The sequence below is a fragment of the Kitasatospora sp. NPDC002965 genome, from assembly GCF_040611255.1.
GTDB lineage: Bacteria > Actinomycetota > Actinomycetes > Streptomycetales > Streptomycetaceae > Kitasatospora.
In genome coordinates, this window is record NZ_JBEXNT010000003.1 from 114582 (window position 1) to 131044 (window position 16463).

Consider the following 16463-nt stretch of genomic DNA (forward strand, 5'->3'; position numbering starts at 1 on the left):
GCGTACGACACGGCGTACGGGGCATGCGGCGGAAGGCCGGCGGCGCGCGGAAATGAGTGGTCGGCGGAGGACGGCCGCGTCAACGGCCCAGCAGTCGTGCGGGGGGTTACGCGGCCGCCGGGGCCGCCCCCGGCGCCCTGGGGCGTCGCCGGCCCCGGGCATCCGGATCACGCTGCGGAAGGAACGCCGTCCTGAACGCGCGTCTGCGCAACACCCCGGCCCTGACGGCGGCGGGAGCCCGCGCCCCCAACAGCCGCGAGACGACCAGCGCCCCCGCGACCGCTCCGGTCACCAGCACCACGGCCGCTGCGGCCGCCACCGAGGCCAGCGACCCGCCACCCTCGACGAGCCACTCCCCACTCAGCACCCGGAACACCCCGAGCAGCATCGCGACCAGCGCCACGGCGTGCTCCTTCCTGTGCTCCGGACCAGTGCTCCAGCCCAGGATACGGCCGGGCTGCCACAGAGGTTCCCGACTCGGTTCAGGGAACGTTCATCGCGTACACCCACACCTGGACGGGGCTGTCGCCGGCTGACGGTCCCAGCCATACCTGGCTCGCCACACGCTTGGTGTGCCCCGGCAGGTGTGAGACGAAGGTGCCGTAGCGCAGGGTGAGTGCGGAGAGCGGATCAGGGGCCCCGATGCGCTGCAGGTCCCGCAGGGCGCCGGTGTCCGGTGGCCGGGCGGCCTCCTTCCACGTCGCCTCTCTGAGGCCGGCCGTGAAACGGTCCACTTCGTCGGCCGGCAGCCGGAACGCCAGCACAGCCGTGTCGTCCTGGAAGCCCTTCGTGTATCCCCATCGGGCGTCGACCGCGCCGGCAGGGATGGGCACCTGGGTGAACTCGGAGATCTCGGTGGCCGTCAGCGTGGTCATCCACGACCCGGGCCGCCCGCTGTTCGGCTCCGGATGACGGAGCTCGGCATCCGCCCGGAACGCCACATATCCGACGGCTCCCAGCAGGGCCAGCGGGAGCACCACCAGCACCCAGATCCACACACGCCGTCGCCGTCCGGTACGCACGCCGCTCATCGGGTCTGCCTCCCCGGATCGGCGGGTCCGCCCTCCCGATCGGCGTATCTCTCGCCGGTGCCACCGGGTACCAAAGGCGAGCCGTCGCCGACTACCCGGGTCGACGCAGAACTCCGACCACTGATGTCGTACTCCTGAGCCAGGCCCGTCTGGTGGAGCCTCTGCATGTCCGCGTCCGAGATGTTGATGCCGGCGATCGTTGTGCTCTTGTCCTTGTCCCAGTTGTACCTGTCCCAGACATTGACCTGGTACTGCATGGAAACGGCGGGCTTGCCGTCGGGCCCCGGCTTCACGGTCACCACCCCCGATACGACGTACGGCTGGCTTCCCACTGCGGTGAACCAGTTGGGCTGCTCGGATTGGCGGAACGTGTAGTCGCTCTTCGTCTCCACCGGGACCGCGACGGGGGACCCTCCTGCCTTCGCGTAGGCAGCCAACGCGGTCTCACGCCACTGGGCATCATTGGCGGCCATCGACGAATCCACGTGGTTGCGGAAGTTGGGGTCATCGCGCAGCATCCGGTCCACGCTCACGGTCAAGGGTTCGCCGCTCGCGTCCAGGAAGTGCTGCAGGTGGCGGGCCGCGTCCTCGTGACCCACGAACGTGCCGCCGGCGACGAGCCCGGTGGCGACAGCGTAGAACGTCCGATCGCCGGCGTCGGGCTCGCGGACGTGGAACGGGCCCGCGCCGCTGTCGGGCGGTGACCACTTGTAGGTCGGGTCGAGGATTCCGGCCTCGATCAGCGGGCCCGGTGAGAGCTCCAGCAGCTGCGCCCGGACGGCGGGGTCCACCGTCGCCCACCAGGCCGGGACGTCCTTGCGGTCCTTGGGCATGCCGACCGCGCCCATGACATCCGCCTTCGCGTCCCGAAGGGCGCCGGGGCGGGTTGCCGGGTCGACCTGGGTGGGGTCGAGGGCGCGCAGGGCCGCGGCGGCCGTGGTGTCGGCCTCGGTGGCCGTGGTCACGGCCTTGCGCATGGCCTCGATGTGCTGCTGTACCTCGTCCCACTTCCGCTTCTGGTAGGCGATCGAGTCCGGGTCGTTGCGCTCCTCGGCGGGGAGGGGCGGCAGGGTGACGGTGCCGTCGTCCGAGACGGTCGCGCCGAGCCCCTCGGCGTCGCCGACGGCGCGCAGCAGGTCCTGCCTGGCCCGGGCGAACGCGGACTCGGCCCGGCGCAGGGCGGCCGTGACGGCGAGTGCCTCGTAGCGGAACGCGGTCAGCTCGTCGGCCAGCAGGCCGATCTCCCGGGCGGCCTCGTCGGCCGCGAGGCCGGTCCACGCGCGGCTCCCCGGGGCCGAGAAGGCGTGCGGTCCGGCTCCGGTCAGCGGTTGCAGGACGCCCGACCGTAGCCGGCCGGCGATCTGTTCGACGTGTCCGGAGACGCCGTTCCAGGTGTCTCCGGCCTTGCCCAGCGGTTCGAAGGAGCCGTGGCGGAGCTGCGCGAAGGTCACCACGGCTCACGGCGCCTTGAACGTGGAGGCGGAGGCCCCGTCGGTCGACCGGTAGGCGCCGGCGGTGGCCTCCAGCCGGTCGGCGGTCAGGCCGAGGCGGTTGTCCATGCTGGTCCAGCGGGCCTTCCACCAGGTGAGGACCTGGGAGAGCGCGGCCCCCGTGCTCCAGCAGTCGGCGGACAGCGCCCTGGCCGCCGCGCCGGTGTCCGGCTCGATGTGGACGACCGAGTTCCTCAGCTCGCCCTGGAGGCGTCGGGACACCCCGGCCGCCTGCCGGAGGGTGGCCGGTTCGACGTGGACCGGGGCGCTCCCGGAGGTGCCGGTGGCCCACGGGCCCGGGCCGGTGGCCTGGGCGGGGATGCCGGCCGGTGGGCCGTCCTGGCCGTAGAGCCAGGGATTGTGTTGTGCCTCGGTGGTGTCGGTCATGGCCAGAGCCCCCTCTGTCCGCCGTGCGCTGCGTCGACGGTCGGACGTTAGCGCACCGACGGTCCGGTTGTGGGGCGTTTCCGGAGGGCGGTGCAGGGGTGTAGCCGCCGGTGCTACACGGGGCTACCTTGGAAAGCATGAAGACGATTACCCAGCGGGAGTTCCGGAACAACTCCGCAGCGGTGATGGACGCGGTGGAGGCGGGGGAGACCTTCCACATCACGAGGAATGGGGTCGAGGTCGCGGAGCTGCGGCCGGTGTCGGGCCGGCGGCGGCTCACGGCGGAGGAACTGGTGGCGCGGCACGTGAAGCTGCCGCGGGTCGACTACCAGCAGATGCGCAAGGAGGCCGAGGAGTACTTCGGTCCCGAGGAACTGGTGGGCGACGAGGACGGCGACCCGTTCGAGCGGCGGCGTGGCTGAGCGGCGGAGAGCACCCCGTCGCCGGCGGCCGGCCGGGGTGCTGGACACCTGCGTCTACATCGACCTCGCGCTGCTCGGCGCGGCCGACCTGCCCGCGGTGCCGGAGCTGACCGCGATCACCTTCGCCGAACTCCAGCAGGGCGTCTCGATGGCCCGCGACCCGGTCAGCCGGGCGGCGCGGCTGGAGGTGCTGGGCGCGGCGATGGCCGACTTCGAGCCGCTGCCGTTCGACGCGGCGGCGGCGGCCCGGTACGGGACGCTGGTCACCCTGACGATCGCCGCCGGCCGCCAGCCGCGCCCGCGCCGGATCGACCTGATGATCGCCGCGATCGCCTCCGCCCACGGCCTGCCGCTGTACACGCGCAACCTGGCGGACTTCAAGGGGCTGGGTCCGGCGGTCGAGGTCATCGGGATCTGAGGGTCGCCCCTTTCCTCCCCCTCCCCGCTCCGGTCCTCCGTTCGCCTGAGGAAGCCTGAGGAAGCCGGAGGGGGCGGGGGAGGCGTGGTGCCGTGGGGCTCCGGGGTTCAGCCGAGCCGGACGGCGGTGCCGGTGGCGGCGGAGGCGCGGGCGGCCTCCAGGACGGCGAGGGTGGCGACGGCGTCGCGGGGGTCGACCGGGGGCGGGGTGCCGGGGTCGGCGAGGGCGGCGGCGACGCCCGCGTAGAAGGCCGGGTAGTCGCCCGGGTCGGTCGGCAGCGGGGCGGCGGTCTCGTCGGTGCCGAGGGTGCCGTAGTACGCGGGGTCGTCGGCGCCCCACGGGGCGGTGCCGTCGGGGCGGCGGCCGGCCCGGAGGTCGGCCTCCTGCGGGTCCATGCCCGACTTGACGTAGCCGGCCCTGTCGCCGAGCACCCGTAGGCGGGGGCCGACGAGCGGGGTGACGGCGCTGGTCCACAGGTGCGAGCGGGTGCCGTCGGCGTGGGTGAGGGCGAGGAAGGCGTCGTCGTCGACGACCGCGCCGTCCCGGCGGACGTCGATCTCCGCGTACACCGTCTCGACCGGCCCGAACAGGGCGAGCGCCTGGTCGACCAGGTGGCTGCCCAGGTCGTACAGGGTGCCGCCGACCTCGGCGGGGTCGGCCAGCTCGCGCCAGCCCGGCTTCGGCTTGGGCCGGAACCGTTCGAAGCGGGACTCGAACCGGTGGACCCGCCCGAGTGCGCCCTCGCGGACCAGACGGGCGGCGGTGAGGAAGTCGCCGTCCCAGCGACGGTTCTGGAAGACGGTGAGCAGGGTGCCGTGCGACTCGGCCAGCTTGCAGAGCTCCAGCGCCTCGGCGGCGGTGGCGGCGAGCGGCTTGTCGACCACGGTGGCCAGGCCGGCTTCCAGGGCGGCCCGGGCGAGCGGGACGTGGGTGCGGTTGGGGGAGGCGATGACGACCAGGTCGAGCGCGTCCGGGTCGGCGAGCAGCTGCTCGGGGGTGTCGACGGCGCGGGCGTCGGGGTGCTCCCGGTGCAGTTGGGCGCGGCGGTCGGGGTTGGCGGTGACCACCGCGTCCAGTCGGAGCCCGGGGGTGGTGGCGATCAGCGGGGCGTGGAACGCGGAGCCGGCCAGGCCGTAGCCGATCAGGCCCACGCGGAACGGGCGGGCCGGGTCGGCGTTCCGGGAGACGGGGCGCGTGGAGGGGGTCATGGGCCCTACTCAACCACGGGGTGTCCGGTCTGCCCCGGTTCCTGCGTCACGGGGGACCCTCCGGGGCGCCCGGGGAGGGGGGCGCGCCCCGGAGGGCTGTCTGCGGCGGTAGCTGTCGCCGCCGCGGTGGGGGTCGCGGCGGCGGCAGCTACCGCAGCGCCGAGGGGGTCCGTCCGGGCCCCTGGTCGGCGTGCCGTTCACGCTAACCGTGCCGGGCGGTTCTGCTGAGGGGTCATCACTGCGGTTAGGGGTGGGTTAAGGACTCGTTGAGACGGGGCGGGGCGGGGGAGCGGTGCGGAGGGACGGTCCTGCGGTGATCCTTCTCCGGCCCGTCCCGCACTCGTCCCGTACTCGACCTGTGCCCGTTCCCCGCGCGTCCCGTGCCCGTCCCGCTGGGCGGGACATGCTGCCGTCGGCCTGGTGTGCGGATTAGGCTGTGCCCCGTTGGGGCAGCCAGCAGTACCCCCGGCGGTCCGGTGTCCCGAGGAGGGTCCGGTCGGTGGGAGGCGCAACGGTGACGACGGTGCGCCGCAGTTTCGTATGACCATCGCACTACATGGCAAGACTTCGGGAGACACGCACGTGGCAGACCGCAAGCCCATCGAGTCCTGGCTGACCGACATGGACGGCGTCCTCATCCACGAGGGCACGCCGATCCCCGGCGCGGAGGAGTTCCTTCGTCGGCTGCGGGAGTCCGGCAAGCCGTTCCTGGTCCTCACCAACAACTCCATCTACACCCCGCGCGACCTCAGCGCCCGCCTGGCCGGCATGGGCCTGGAGGTGCCGGAGGAGTGCATCTGGACCTCGGCCCTGGCCACCGCCAGCTTCCTGAAGGGCCAGCGTCCGAACGGCACCGCCTACGTGATCGGCGAGGCCGGCCTGACCACCGCGCTCTACCAGGCCGGCTACGTGCTGACCGACAACCACCCGGACTACGTCGTCCTCGGTGAGACCCGCACCTACAGCTTCGAGGCGCTCACCAAGGCGATCCGCCTGATCAACCAGGGCGCCCGGTTCATCTGCACCAACCCGGACGAGACCGGCCCGTCCACCGAGGGCGTGCTGCCGGCCACCGGCTCGGTCGCCGCACTGATCACCAAGGCGACCGGCGTCGAGCCGTACTTCGTCGGCAAGCCCAACCCGCTGATGATGCGCGAGGCGCTCAACACGGCCGGCGCCCACTCGGAGACCGCCGTCATGATCGGCGACCGGATGGACACCGACATCGTGGCCGGCATGGAGGCGGGCATGGAGACCATCCTGGTGCTCACCGGCCTCACCGCCGCCGCCGACGTGGAGCGTTTCCCGTACCGGCCGACCCGCGTGTTCAACTCCATCGCGGACCTCGTCGAGCTGGTCTAGCCTCGGCACTGCTGTTGCGGGCTCCGCCGCCCCGGCCGACGGTCGGGCGGCGGGGCCCGTTCGCTGTGCGCCGAGGAGGGGCGGATGAGTACTACGGGGGAATCACCGGTGGCGGTCGAGGAGAAACGGGTCACCTGGGCGGAGCTCTACTTCGACCTGGTCTTCGTCTTCGCCATCACCCAGGTCTCCGGTCTGCTGCACCACCACCACGACTGGGCCGGCGTCGGCCGGGCCCTGGTGGTGTTCGTGCCGGTCTACTGGTGCTGGGTCGGCACCACCGTCCAGGCCAACATCCGGGACGTGGACAACCCGCGCGACCGGCTCGGCATCCTCGCCGTCGGGCTGACCGGCCTGGTCATGGCGCTGGCCGTGCCCGGCGCCTACGGGGGCCGGGGCGTCCTGCTCGGCGCCGGGTACTGGGCGGCCCGGGTGGTCCTGCTGCTGCTGGTCGTCCGCGTCCCCGGTGTGTGGCGCGGACCGTACGGGGTCGGTGTGCTGGTCAGCGGACCGCTGCTGTTCGCCGGCGGGCTGCTGCCGGAGGGGCCGCGGACGGTGCTCTGGGCGCTGGCGGCGCTCTGCGACCTGTCCGCGCCGGTGCTCCTGCGCCGCCGGCTCGCCGCGGTGGCCTACCACCCCGTGCACATGCCGGAACGGTTCGCGCTCTTCCTGCTGGTCGCGCTGGGCGAGTCCATCGTCGGGATCGGCGCCACCGCGGCGGGGGTGCCCCTCGACGCGGCCGAACTCGTCGCCGTCACCGCCGCGTTCACCATCTCGGCGGGGCTCTGGTGGCAGTACTTCGTCCACGCGGCCGACGCCATGCGGCACGCGGTCACGGTCGCCGAGTCGCGCCGGGACGTCATCCGGCGCGTCTTCCAGTACGGGCACCTGGCGCTGGTGGCCGGGGTGATCGCGGTGGCGGTCGGCTTCGGCGAGACGGTGGCCGACCCGCGCCGGGCGCTCGGCGCGGGCACGGTGGCCCTGCTCTACGGGGGCTGCGGGCTGTACCTGCTCGCCTTCGGCTACACCCGGTGGATGATGTTCCGGAGGGTGGCGACCACCCGGATCGTGGCGGCGGCGGTGGTGCTGGCCCTGGCCCCGGCGATGGTGCGGTGGCCGGCGATCACGGCGCTGGTGGCGCTGGCGGTGGTGCTGGTGGTGCTGAACGTGGTCGAGCACCTCCGCGTGGCGCGGGCGGGGACCGCGGCGCCCGGCGGTGCGGCCCCCGGCGAATCGGTGGCCGCGGGTGCCGTCGTGGGCCCTGCGGCCCCGGTTGCCCCGGCGGCACCCGTGGCACCTGCGGCTCCGGCGGAGTGAACTGTCAGTGGGCCTGTGTAGCGTTCGGTGTGGAAAGAGGGCGTGCGGCGCAAGGGCCGCAGGGCGTCCGAGGGTCGGGGCGGTGCGGCGGTGAGCGGCCGTCCGGTGGGAGGTTGATGTCGTGACGGACACGGTCGAGGCGGGCGTGACGGAGCCGGGTACGCCGGAGGCGGGCGCCGGGCTGGAACTGCCCGAGTCCTGGCACACGGTGCTGGGCGCCGAGACGGAGAAGCCGTACTTCGCCGAGCTGGCGGCCTTCGTGGCGTCCGAGCGCGCGGAGCAGCAGGTCTTCCCGCCGAGCGGGCAGGAGTTCTCCGCGCTGGAGGCCACGCCGTACGACAAGGTCCGGGTGCTCGTCCTCGGCCAGGACCCGTACCACGACGACGGCCAGGCCCACGGCATGAGCTTCTCCGTGCTGCCCGGTACGAAGACGCCGCCGTCGCTGCGCAACATCTTCAAGGAGCTGGACGCCGACCTCGGCATCCCGGCGCCCGACAACGGCTACCTGATGCACTGGGCCGAGCAGGGCGTGCTGCTGCTCAACGCGGTGCTCACGGTCCGTGCGCACGAGGCCAACTCGCACAAGGCCAAGGGCTGGGAGAAGTTCACCGACGCGGTGATCAAGGCGGTGAGCGCGCGCGAGGAGCCGGTGGTCTTCGTGCTCTGGGGCAACTACGCCAAGAAGAAGCTGCCGCTGATCGACACCGAGAAGCACGTGGTGGTCCAGGGCGCCCACCCGTCGCCGCTCTCCGCCAAGCTGTTCTTCGGCAGCCGGCCGTTCTCCCAGATCAACACGGCGCTGGAGGGCTTCGGCGTCGACCCGATCGACTGGCGGGTGCCGGACCTCAAGCAGGGCTGATCCGCCGGCGGCCGCCGGGGCGCCCGGCCGTCCGCCCGGAAGGCCCTCCGGGGCATCTGACGTGCAGTCCACTCGGCGTCGGCCGCCCGCTGTTCACCGGCTGGTGAACAGCGGGCGGTACCCGGTATGCGAAGCTGGGGACCGACCGGTCGCCCGACCGGGTCTGGGAGGGGCGGTACGTGCGCCGAGCAGGGCGAAGAGTGGGTTTCCGGCTGGCCGCGGGGGCGGCGATGCTGGGGCTGGTGACGGGCGTCGCGGGGTGCGCCGGAGGCAGCGCCGGGGCGGTCAAGGGGCCTTCCGGCGGCGGGAGTTCGAACAGCGCCGCGTCGACGGGCGCCTCGGCGGCCCCCGCACCACCCGGCGGTGCACCCGCCGGGGGCGCGGGCGTGCTGCCGCAGCTTCCCGGTCAGGCCTTCTACGTCTCCGACCAGACCTCCGCCGCCCGTCAACTGTCCGCCCTGCGCGGCCAGGGCCGCACGGCCGAGGCCGACACCCTGCTCCGGATCGCCGCCCAGCCCTCCTCGCAGTGGCTCGGCGACCAGGCGGCCCGGGGCATCGCCGAGCAGGTGAGCCGGCGGGCCGCGGCAGCGGACCGCACGCCGGTCTTCGTCGCCTACAACATCCCGCACCGGGACTGCGGCCTGTACTCGGCGGGCGGTGCGCCCGACGCCGCCGCGTACCGGTCCTGGATCACCGGCCTGGCCGAGGCGCTGGGCGACCGCCGGGCCTGGGTGGTCCTGGAGCCGGACGCGGTGGCGCACACCCTGGACACCTGCGGGGTCAAGGGCGACGCGGCGGCCGAGCGGTACGGCCTGCTCGCCTTCGCCGTCCAGGAGTTGAAGAAGCGCCCGCAGGTGCGGGTCTACCTGGACGCGGGAAATCCCGGGTGGGTGCAGGACCCCTCCGCGCTGGCCGAGGCGCTGCGCAAGTCCGGTGTCGCCTCGGCGGACGGTTTCGCGGTGAACGTCTCCAACTTCTCGACCACGGACCGGAACGCCACGTACGGTGCCCAGCTCTCCGCCCTGCTGGACGGCAAGCACTTCGTCATCGACACCAGTCGCAACGGCAACGGCCCGCTCAGCGGCGAGGCGTGGTGCAACCCGCCCGGCCGCGCGCTCGGGGCGCCGCCCACCGCCGACACCGGGCGGCCGGGCGTCGACGCCTACCTCTGGATCAAGAACCCCGGCGAGTCCGACGGCGAGTGCGGGCGCGGCGAGCCCCGGGCGGGCGAGTTCTGGCTGCCGTACGCACTCGGGCTGGCCCAGGCCGCCGGCTAGCCCGGGCCCGGCCCGGCTCCGCCCCACACCGGCCCGGCCCTGTCCGGGCCGGCTCCGCTCGGCGCTGCCCGGGCCGGACCGGGTGTCTGTCCCCGGTCCCGCTCGCCCGTCCGCCCGCTCGCCCGTCCGTCGGAAGAAGGGGTGCGCCGCAGCGGGACGTCAGCCGGCCGTGCCGAGGAAGGACTCCCAGCCGCCGGCCGGCGCCTGGCCGACACCGAGGGTGCGGAGCTTGCGGAGGGTGGACTGGTCCTGCGCCTCCAGCCACTCGACCAGCTGCTTGAAGGAGACCAGCCGGACCTCGGGCCTGCCCGCCACGGCCTTGATCGTCTGCTCCACGGCGTCCATGTAGATCCCGCCGTTCCACTGCTCGAAGTGGTTGCCGATGAAGAACGGCGCGCGGTTGCCGTTGTAGGCGCGGTCGAACCCCGCGACGTAGGAGTCGCGGGCCTGCGCGCGCCACTCGTCGTACTTCGCCGGGTCGCCCTTGGTGCTGCCGGCCGACTGGTTGGCCAGGATGTTGTAGTCCATGGAGAGCACCTGGAACGAGTGCCCGGGGAACGGGATGCTCTGCAGCGGGAAGTCCCAGACCTTGCCGTCCTGCACCTTCTGCGGCCAGATCTGCTGGCCGCCGGGGGAGCTGGCGTCGTACTTCCACCCCAGCTTGGCGGCGGTGGGCAGCAGGGCCTTCTGCCCCTCCAGGCACGGGGTGCGGCCGCCGATGAGCTCCTTCCGGTAGTCGAAGGGGAGCGGGTCGACGTCGGTGAAGCCGGTGTTGGTCCGCCACTGGGTCACGAAGCCGACGGCCTGGGATATCTCGCTCTCCCAGTCCTCGGGGGTCCACTTGTTGACGCCGTTGCCGTCCGAGCGGCTCGCGCAGAAGTGGCCGTTGAAGTGGGTGCCTATCTCGTGACCGGCCAGCCAGGCCTGGCTGATGATCTTGATCGTGCTCTTCACCCCGGCGTCCGAGAGGTACGGGATGTCGGAGGCGCCGACCGAGTGCTTCGGCGGCTGGTACTGGTTCGCCTTGCCCTTCGGCAGGGTGTAGATGCCGGAGAGGAAGAACGTCATCGAGGCCTTGTGCTCCTCGGCGAGCTTGAGGAAGCGGGGGAACTGGCCGTCCTCGGTCGCGCCGGCACCGTCCCAGGAGAGGACCACGAACTGTGGCGGGCGCTCGCCGGGCTTGAGCTTCTCCGCCTTCGGCTGGTTCGGCTGCGGGCCGGTGTCAGAGGTGGAGCCGTCCCCGATCGGGGTGCCCTTGGGGCCGTTCGTGGTGGGGGCGCCGCTCGTCGGTCCGTTGCTTCCGCTGCTCCCGGTGGGGGCCGGGGCGGAGCCCGATGTCGGGCCGGACGTCGAGCCCGAGCCCGACCCGCTGCCGGAACAGGCGGTCACCGCACCGAGGGCCGCGGTGGCGGCGCCGGCTGCGAGCACGGTCCTGCGAGAGATGATGCTCATGGTCTCCCCTGGTGCCCCGGGCCGGGGGTCGCGGCCGTGGCCGTGGCCGATCCGGCCAAATCGGACAATTGATCGATTTCCGTCTTCAGCATGGCATACGGACGCGGGGGCACCGAAGGTGCCGGGGTCCGTCGACACTGAACACGCATGGCACAGGTGTGCGGGATGCGCGCAGGTGTCGTCTGTTGCCGTCCTGTGACGATTCGCCCGTTTCGACGGATTGGTCGCGTCGATGCCGGATGCCGGATGCCGGATGCCGGATGCCGGATGCCGGATGCCGGATGCCCGATGCCCGATGCCCGATGCCCGATGCCGGATGCAGGGCACTCGATGCCCGGTACGCGGGGCTCGGTGCCGGTGCTCGGCGCCCGGCGGTGGTCGCGGCGTCGCGGTGCCGGGGCGTCAGCCGAGGGAGAGGCGGCGGTTGCGCCGCACGACCCGTGCGATGGCCGTGCTGATCGCGGTGGCCGCCGTGCAGGAGACCGCGAGGCTCAGCCAGGCGGTGTCGAACCAGTGGCTGTTGAGCCAGCCCAGGGTCACGATGTAGGTCGCCCAGATCATGGCGGCCAGCGCCGACCACCGGAGGAACCGGTGAGGGTGCGCGGGAGAGTGGCCGATGGCCAGGTCGAGCACGGTCCGCCCGGCCGGTACGAACCGGGCGATCACCACCATCGCGGCGGCGGCCCGGGTGGTCCGTCCGTCCAGTGCCTGCTGGACCCGTTCCACGCTGGCGGCCAGCTGCGGCCGGTGTTCGAGGCGCCGCCGGACCATGGGTGCCCCGCTCCGGGCGACCCGGAGCAACAGGAGGTCGCCGAGGAAGGAGGCCATCGCCACCCCGAGCCCGAGCATCAGCGGCGCACCGTCTATCTGTGCCGTCTTGAGCACGGCCAGGATGACGAGTGTCCCGCTGGGGATGAAGGGGAGGAACGCGTCGCCGAGGACGGCGCAGAGCGCCAGGGCGCAGATCCACGAGGATCCGACCAGCGTCGCGATGTCCATATCCGAAATCTCCCTCCAGACCGCCCGGGGGAGCAGGTGGCTGCAGAGGACAACGCTAGCGCCTCGACTTTTCATGCCATGAAGCACCCCGGCGTGCTGCGGGTCACAGGGCCCACCATGGCGCGAGCCCCCGGAGCGGGGTGCCGCTCCGGGGGCTCGCGGGGATCGATCGGCGCTGGTCCAGCCCGACGATCTTGCTGGTGAGTGCGGATCCGGTTGGGTGATCCGCTCCTGGCCCATAGCCTGCCGGACGCCGACCGCCGACCGCGAGCCCTGGGGCTGGCGACTTCCCGCGCTGGCGTGAAGTCGCCACGGGTGTTCGGATGCTGGCGGAGCGTCAGCCGCGTGCCCGCCGCTCCGGCGCGGGTCCCCGGATACGGCGCCGGCGGGGCCGGGACCGGGCGGGGAACAGCGGACCCCGCCGCGTGGTTGACCATCCTCGGCACCGGCGACGGCACTGACCGCCGAGACCGGTGAGCGACACCGGTGGACACCACCGGCGCACGGCAGCGACCACGGCCAGGAGGACGGACGGCATGACCACCGAGGACCGGCACGAGAACCAGCGGGACCACCGGACGGACCCACGCGTCGACGAGGTGGTCCGCGGTACGGCCCGGGGCACGGCGCCGGCGCCCCTGTCGATCCTCGACCTGGCCACCGTCGGCGTCGGCTACACGCCCGCGCAGGCCCTGTCCGCGACCACCACCCTGGCCCGCAGCGCCGAGGAGTGGGGCTACCACCGCTTCTGGGTGGCCGAGCACCACGGCATGCCCGGTGTCGCCAGCTCCACGCCCGCGGTCCTGCTGGCCCACCTCGGCGCCCACACCAGCACCCTGCGGCTCGGCTCGGGCGGGGTCATGCTGCCCAACCACGCCCCGCTGGCGATCGCCGAGCAGTTCGGCCTGCTGGAGGCCCTGCACCCCGGGCGGATCGACCTCGGCCTCGGGCGCGCCCCCGGCACCGACCCCGCCACCGCCCGCGCGCTGCGCCGCGGCCTGGCGGAGGGCGCCGACGACTTCCCCCGGCAGCTCGCCGAGCTGACCCACTTCCTGGACGGCACCTTCCCGCCCGACCACGCGTACGCGCGGCTGACCGCCGTGCCCAAGGGGGAGGGGCGGCCGCCGGTCTGGCTGCTCGGTTCCTCGGGCTTCAGCGCCCAGCTGGCCGGCAGCCTCGGCCTGCCGTTCGCGTTCGCGCACCACTTCAGCAGCGTGAACACCGTCCCGGCCCTCGACCTCTACCGCGCCGCGTTCCGCCCCTCGGCGGTCCTCGACGAGCCGTACGCGCTGATCGGGGTGAGCGCGGTCGCGGCGGACGACGAGGCCACCGCCCGCCGGCTCGCTCGGTCCGCGGCGCTCGGCATGCTCCGGCTGCGCCGGGGCAACCCGGGCCCGATCCCCACGCCGGAGGAGGCGGAGTCCTACCCGTACAGCCCGGTGGAGGCGGACTTCATCGACGAATGGCTGGGCAACGTCGTCCTGGGCTCACCGGGCGAGGTGGCCGACGGCCTGGAGGCGCTCCGCAAGCGGACCGGGGTGGACGAGCTGATGGTCACCTCGCACATCCACGGCCACGAGGCGCGGTACCGCTCCTACGGGCTGATCGCCGAGGCGTACGGCCTGACCGGGGCGAAGTCCGCCGACGCCTGAGAACCCCCTCGGGGGCGGCCGCCGGCAGGACGGCCGTCCTCGGGCCTCCTACTCGACGGGGCCGACGGCGCCGCCCGGGCCGACCGGTCCTCCCTGGGCGTCGCGACCGTCGCGGCCGTCACGGAGTATCGCCGCGACGAGTTCCGCGTCGCCGGGGCGGGCGAAGTACCACCCCTGGGCGGTGTCGCAGCCGGTCAGCCGGAGCCGTTCGGCCTGGGCCGCGCTCTCGATGCCCTCGGCGGTGACGGTCAGGCCGAGGGTGTGGGCCAGCTGCACCATCGCGCCGACGATCTGCTCGTCGGCGTCGCTCCGGCGCGCGTCCCGGCCGGCGAGCCCGGTGCGGGTGCCCGTCGGGGCCGGGTCGCGGAACCCCTCGATGAAGGTGCCGTCCAGCTTCAGTACGTGCACCGGCAGGCGGGAGAGGTAGGCCAGGTTGGAGTAGCCGGTCCCGAAGTCGTCGATCGCGATCCGGACGCCCATGTCGGCGAGTGCCTGGAGCGCCTGCAGCGGGCGTCCGCCGGGGCCGAGCAGCGCGCTCTCGGTGATCTCCAGCTGCAGCAGCCGGGCCGGCAGGCCGGTGCTTTCGAGCGCCTGGGCGACGTCGGCGACCACGTCGGAGTCCCAGATCTGGCGGGCGGCCAGGTTCACGCTCACGAAGGTCTCGGTCTCCGGGAACTCGGTGAGCCAGCGCCGGGCCTGGCGGCAGGACTCCTCCAGGACCCACTTGCCGAGCGGCACGATGGCGCCGGACTCCTCGGCGAGCGGGATGAAACGGTCCGGCGAGAGCGTCCCGTAGCGGGGGTGGCGCCAGCGGACCAGCGCCTCGGCCCCGTGCACCGTGCCGTCGGCCAGGCCGACCAGTGGCTGGTACTCGATGGTGAACTCGCCGCGCTCCAGCGCCGGGCGCAGTGCGGTGGAGAGCAGTTGGCGGGTCAGCTGGTGGGCGCCCCGGTCGGGGTCGTAGAGGGTCCAGCGGGCCCGGCCGTCGGCCTTGGACCAGTAGAGCGTGGAGTCGGCGTCCTTGACCAGGTCGGTGGGGGTGGTCTCGTGGACGGACCGTTCGACGACGCCGACGCTGGCGGTCACCGCCAGCCGGTGGCCGGCCACGTCGAAGGGGCGTTCCAGGGCTTCGAGGATCCGGGCGGCCAGGTCGGTCAGCTGGTGGCTGCCCTTGCTGTCGGTCACCAGGACGGCGAACTCGTCGCCGCCCATCCGGGCCACCAGCTGGGTCTCGCGTGCGGAGAAGCCGCGCCGCAGGCGGGTCGCGACGGCGATCAGCAGCTGGTCGCCGATGTGGTGGCCGAGGGTCTCGTTGATCGCGGCGAATCCGTCGAGGTCCAGGTAGCAGACGCCGACCCGGCGTTCGTCCGTCGTCGCCGAGCCGGCCGCCGGGCCCACCCAGGCCGTCCCCGTCCCGGTGACGGTCCGGGCCGGTGACCCGGCGGTCGACCCCGTGGCCGACCCGGCCGGGCGGGCGGTCGTCCGGTCGGGGGTGAGGCAGGCGGCGTCGAGGCGCTCGAAGAAGAAGGTCCGGTTGGGCAGCCGGGTCAGCGGGTCGTGCAGGGCCTGGTACTCCAGGCGGTCGCCGAGCCTCCGCTGTTCGGTGATGTCCTCGACCAGGGCGAGCGTGTAGAGGGGGCTGCCCGCGCCGTCCCGGATGAGGGAGATGGTCACCTTGCTCCAGACCGTGCGTCCCTCACGGTGCTTGAGCTGCTTCTCCACCCGGAGCCGGTCGCGCTCGCCGTGGACGAGGGCGGGGAACAGGCGGTGCGGCATGCCCTCGGGGTCGAGGATCTCGTGGATGTGGGTCCGGGCCAGCTCGCCGACCGTGCGGCCGGTCAGGGCGGCGAAGGCGGGGTTGACCTCGATGATCCGGTCCTCGGGGTCGATCAGTGCCATGCCGATGCCGGCGTCGCAGAAGGCGGCCCGGAAGCGGGACTCGCTCGCCCGGAGCGCGGCCGAGAGCCGTTCCGCCTCCAGGGGTGACGCTTCGGCGGCCCCGTCCTCGGCCGGCCGGTGGGCCCCGTCGCCGAGCGGTGCCGAACAGGTCGGGCAGCGGTGGGGGCCGCCGTCGGCGGCGGGGGCGCGGGGGTCGGTCAGAACGGCGTGGGCTGCCCCGTCGGGGGCTTCGCCGTCGAGTGCGGTGCCGTTGAGCGCGACGCCGTTGGCCGGGCGGACGCCGGGTGGCGGGGGGAGGGGGTGTCGGTGCCGTGGCTCCTCGTGCCGCACGCCCGGGTAGTGTGCGTCGGCCCCCTCGTTCTGGCCCGGCACGGCATGCTCCCGTCCGCTGCTGCAGCTTGACGCTTGACGCTGGTCCGGCCGGTCACCCGACTGGCGGCGGCCGACTCCGCACTCTTCCGGGGCCCTCGGGGCCGGGGTCCGGTGCGGAACGCTCGGGGTGGAGCGGCCGTGCGGAAGCCCGCGTGAGGAACCGTGAGGAACAGGGCGCTGCGGCCGATCATAGGACGCGTCGGCAACGCGCGGTGACCGCCGCCAGGGTGATTCGTCGGCTTTGGGGGCAAGTGCGGCGATACATGCGGACGCCCCCGGTACACATCACATGACGTGTACCGGGGGCGTGTGCTCCGGTAG

15 protein-coding genes are annotated in these 16463 nt (G+C 73.4%); 7 read left to right on the forward strand and 8 right to left on the reverse strand.

The genetic code is table 11. The features are described 5' to 3' along the window. Window positions 1-106 precede the first annotated feature (106 nt). The 4 genes from ABZY91_RS02520 to ABZY91_RS02535 all read right to left on the reverse strand — a co-directional run bounded on the left by ABZY91_RS02520 (window position 107) and on the right by ABZY91_RS02535 (window position 2908). The gene (locus ABZY91_RS02520; protein WP_329952455.1) at window positions 107-403 is read right to left on the reverse strand and encodes a DUF6412 domain-containing protein; all 297 of its coding nucleotides are present in this window, start codon (window positions 401-403) and stop codon (window positions 107-109) included. Between the two features lie 79 nt (window positions 404-482). Further along, a complete protein-coding gene (locus tag ABZY91_RS02525; protein ID WP_329952454.1) occupies window positions 483-1031 on the reverse strand; it encodes a hypothetical protein in 549 nt (182 codons plus the stop codon). Beyond that, window positions 1028-2485 (reverse strand): hypothetical protein, encoded by a 1458-nt coding sequence (locus tag ABZY91_RS02530; RefSeq protein ID WP_355399222.1) that lies wholly within the window; start codon window positions 2483-2485, stop codon window positions 1028-1030. Before ABZY91_RS02530 ends, ABZY91_RS02525 begins: the two co-directional genes overlap by 4 nt. A 3-nt stretch (window positions 2486-2488) precedes the next feature. Next, window positions 2489-2908 (reverse strand): type VII secretion target, encoded by a 420-nt coding sequence (locus tag ABZY91_RS02535; protein WP_355399224.1) that lies wholly within the window; start codon window positions 2906-2908, stop codon window positions 2489-2491. Between the two features lie 137 nt (window positions 2909-3045). Here ABZY91_RS02535 and ABZY91_RS02540 point away from each other — a divergent pair, with 137 nt between their 5' ends. Both ABZY91_RS02540 and ABZY91_RS02545 read left to right on the forward strand, forming a co-directional pair. Then, window positions 3046-3330: a type II toxin-antitoxin system Phd/YefM family antitoxin gene (locus tag ABZY91_RS02540; RefSeq protein WP_188295332.1), complete on the forward strand. Its 285-nt coding sequence runs from the start codon at window positions 3046-3048 to the stop codon at window positions 3328-3330. Continuing rightward, on the forward strand, window positions 3323-3748 hold the full coding sequence (locus tag ABZY91_RS02545; RefSeq protein WP_329952452.1) for a type II toxin-antitoxin system VapC family toxin: 426 nt from the start codon (window positions 3323-3325) through the stop codon (window positions 3746-3748). The genes ABZY91_RS02540 and ABZY91_RS02545 overlap by 8 nt, the downstream gene beginning before the upstream one ends. Before the next feature lie 107 nt (window positions 3749-3855). Here the strand turns inward: ABZY91_RS02545 and ABZY91_RS02550 are convergent, their stop codons facing one another. Next, window positions 3856-4956, reverse strand: coding sequence for a Gfo/Idh/MocA family oxidoreductase (locus ABZY91_RS02550; protein WP_355399227.1), 1101 nt, complete (start codon window positions 4954-4956; stop codon window positions 3856-3858). Window positions 4957-5538: 582 nt separating this feature from the next. Here ABZY91_RS02550 and ABZY91_RS02555 point away from each other — a divergent pair. The 4 genes from ABZY91_RS02555 to ABZY91_RS02570 all read left to right on the forward strand — a co-directional run bounded on the left by ABZY91_RS02555 (window position 5539) and on the right by ABZY91_RS02570 (window position 9768). Then, window positions 5539-6318 (forward strand): HAD-IIA family hydrolase, encoded by a 780-nt coding sequence (locus tag ABZY91_RS02555; protein WP_329883673.1) that lies wholly within the window; start codon window positions 5539-5541, stop codon window positions 6316-6318. Window positions 6319-6402: 84 nt separating this feature from the next. Beyond that, a complete protein-coding gene (locus tag ABZY91_RS02560) occupies window positions 6403-7632 on the forward strand; it encodes a low temperature requirement protein A (RefSeq protein WP_355399230.1) in 1230 nt (409 codons plus the stop codon). Window positions 7633-7813: 181 nt separating this feature from the next. Beyond that, window positions 7814-8491: a uracil-DNA glycosylase gene (locus ABZY91_RS02565; protein ID WP_329883756.1), complete on the forward strand. Its 678-nt coding sequence runs from the start codon at window positions 7814-7816 to the stop codon at window positions 8489-8491. A gap of 200 nt (window positions 8492-8691) precedes the next feature. Continuing rightward, a complete protein-coding gene (locus tag ABZY91_RS02570) occupies window positions 8692-9768 on the forward strand; it encodes a glycoside hydrolase family 6 protein (RefSeq protein ID WP_355399232.1) in 1077 nt (358 codons plus the stop codon). Between the two features lie 159 nt (window positions 9769-9927). Here the strand turns inward: ABZY91_RS02570 and ABZY91_RS02575 are convergent, their stop codons facing one another. Then, window positions 9928-11220, reverse strand: coding sequence for a hypothetical protein (locus tag ABZY91_RS02575; protein WP_355399234.1), 1293 nt, complete (start codon window positions 11218-11220; stop codon window positions 9928-9930). Window positions 11221-11622: 402 nt separating this feature from the next. After that, window positions 11623-12219 carry a VTT domain-containing protein gene (locus ABZY91_RS02580; protein WP_329883678.1) on the reverse strand — a complete coding sequence of 199 codons (597 nt, stop codon included), beginning with the start codon at window positions 12217-12219 and terminating at the stop codon, window positions 11623-11625. A 536-nt stretch (window positions 12220-12755) separates the two neighbouring features. Between ABZY91_RS02580 and ABZY91_RS02585 the strand changes: the two genes are divergently transcribed. Then, a complete protein-coding gene (locus ABZY91_RS02585; protein WP_355399236.1) occupies window positions 12756-13871 on the forward strand; it encodes an LLM class flavin-dependent oxidoreductase in 1116 nt (371 codons plus the stop codon). Window positions 13872-13919: 48 nt separating this feature from the next. Here the strand turns inward: ABZY91_RS02585 and ABZY91_RS02590 are convergent, their stop codons facing one another. Beyond that, window positions 13920-15770, reverse strand: coding sequence for an EAL domain-containing protein (locus ABZY91_RS02590; protein ID WP_355399312.1), 1851 nt, complete (start codon window positions 15768-15770; stop codon window positions 13920-13922). Between the last annotated feature and the right edge of the window lie 693 nt (window positions 15771-16463).

What these genes read in the sequence shown, in the direction of transcription:
- ABZY91_RS02575 (WP_355399234.1), bottom strand. Translation starts at nt 11,220, where the DNA reads ATGAGCATCATCTCTCGCAGGACCGTGCTCGCAGCCGGCGCCGCCACC.
- ABZY91_RS02550 (WP_355399227.1), bottom strand. Translation starts at nt 4,956, where the DNA reads ATGACCCCCTCCACGCGCCCCGTCTCCCGGAACGCCGACCCGGCCCGC.
- ABZY91_RS02590 (WP_355399312.1), bottom strand. Translation starts at nt 15,770, where the DNA reads ATGGCACTGATCGACCCCGAGGACCGGATCATCGAGGTCAACCCCGCC.
- ABZY91_RS02535 (WP_355399224.1), bottom strand. Translation starts at nt 2,908, where the DNA reads ATGACCGACACCACCGAGGCACAACACAATCCCTGGCTCTACGGCCAG.
- ABZY91_RS02580 (WP_329883678.1), bottom strand. Translation starts at nt 12,219, where the DNA reads ATGGACATCGCGACGCTGGTCGGATCCTCGTGGATCTGCGCCCTGGCG.
- ABZY91_RS02525 (WP_329952454.1), bottom strand. Translation starts at nt 1,031, where the DNA reads ATGAGCGGCGTGCGTACCGGACGGCGACGGCGTGTGTGGATCTGGGTG.
- ABZY91_RS02560 (WP_355399230.1), top strand. Translation starts at nt 6,403, where the DNA reads ATGAGTACTACGGGGGAATCACCGGTGGCGGTCGAGGAGAAACGGGTC.
- ABZY91_RS02585 (WP_355399236.1), top strand. Translation starts at nt 12,756, where the DNA reads ATGACCACCGAGGACCGGCACGAGAACCAGCGGGACCACCGGACGGAC.
- ABZY91_RS02540 (WP_188295332.1), top strand. Translation starts at nt 3,046, where the DNA reads ATGAAGACGATTACCCAGCGGGAGTTCCGGAACAACTCCGCAGCGGTG.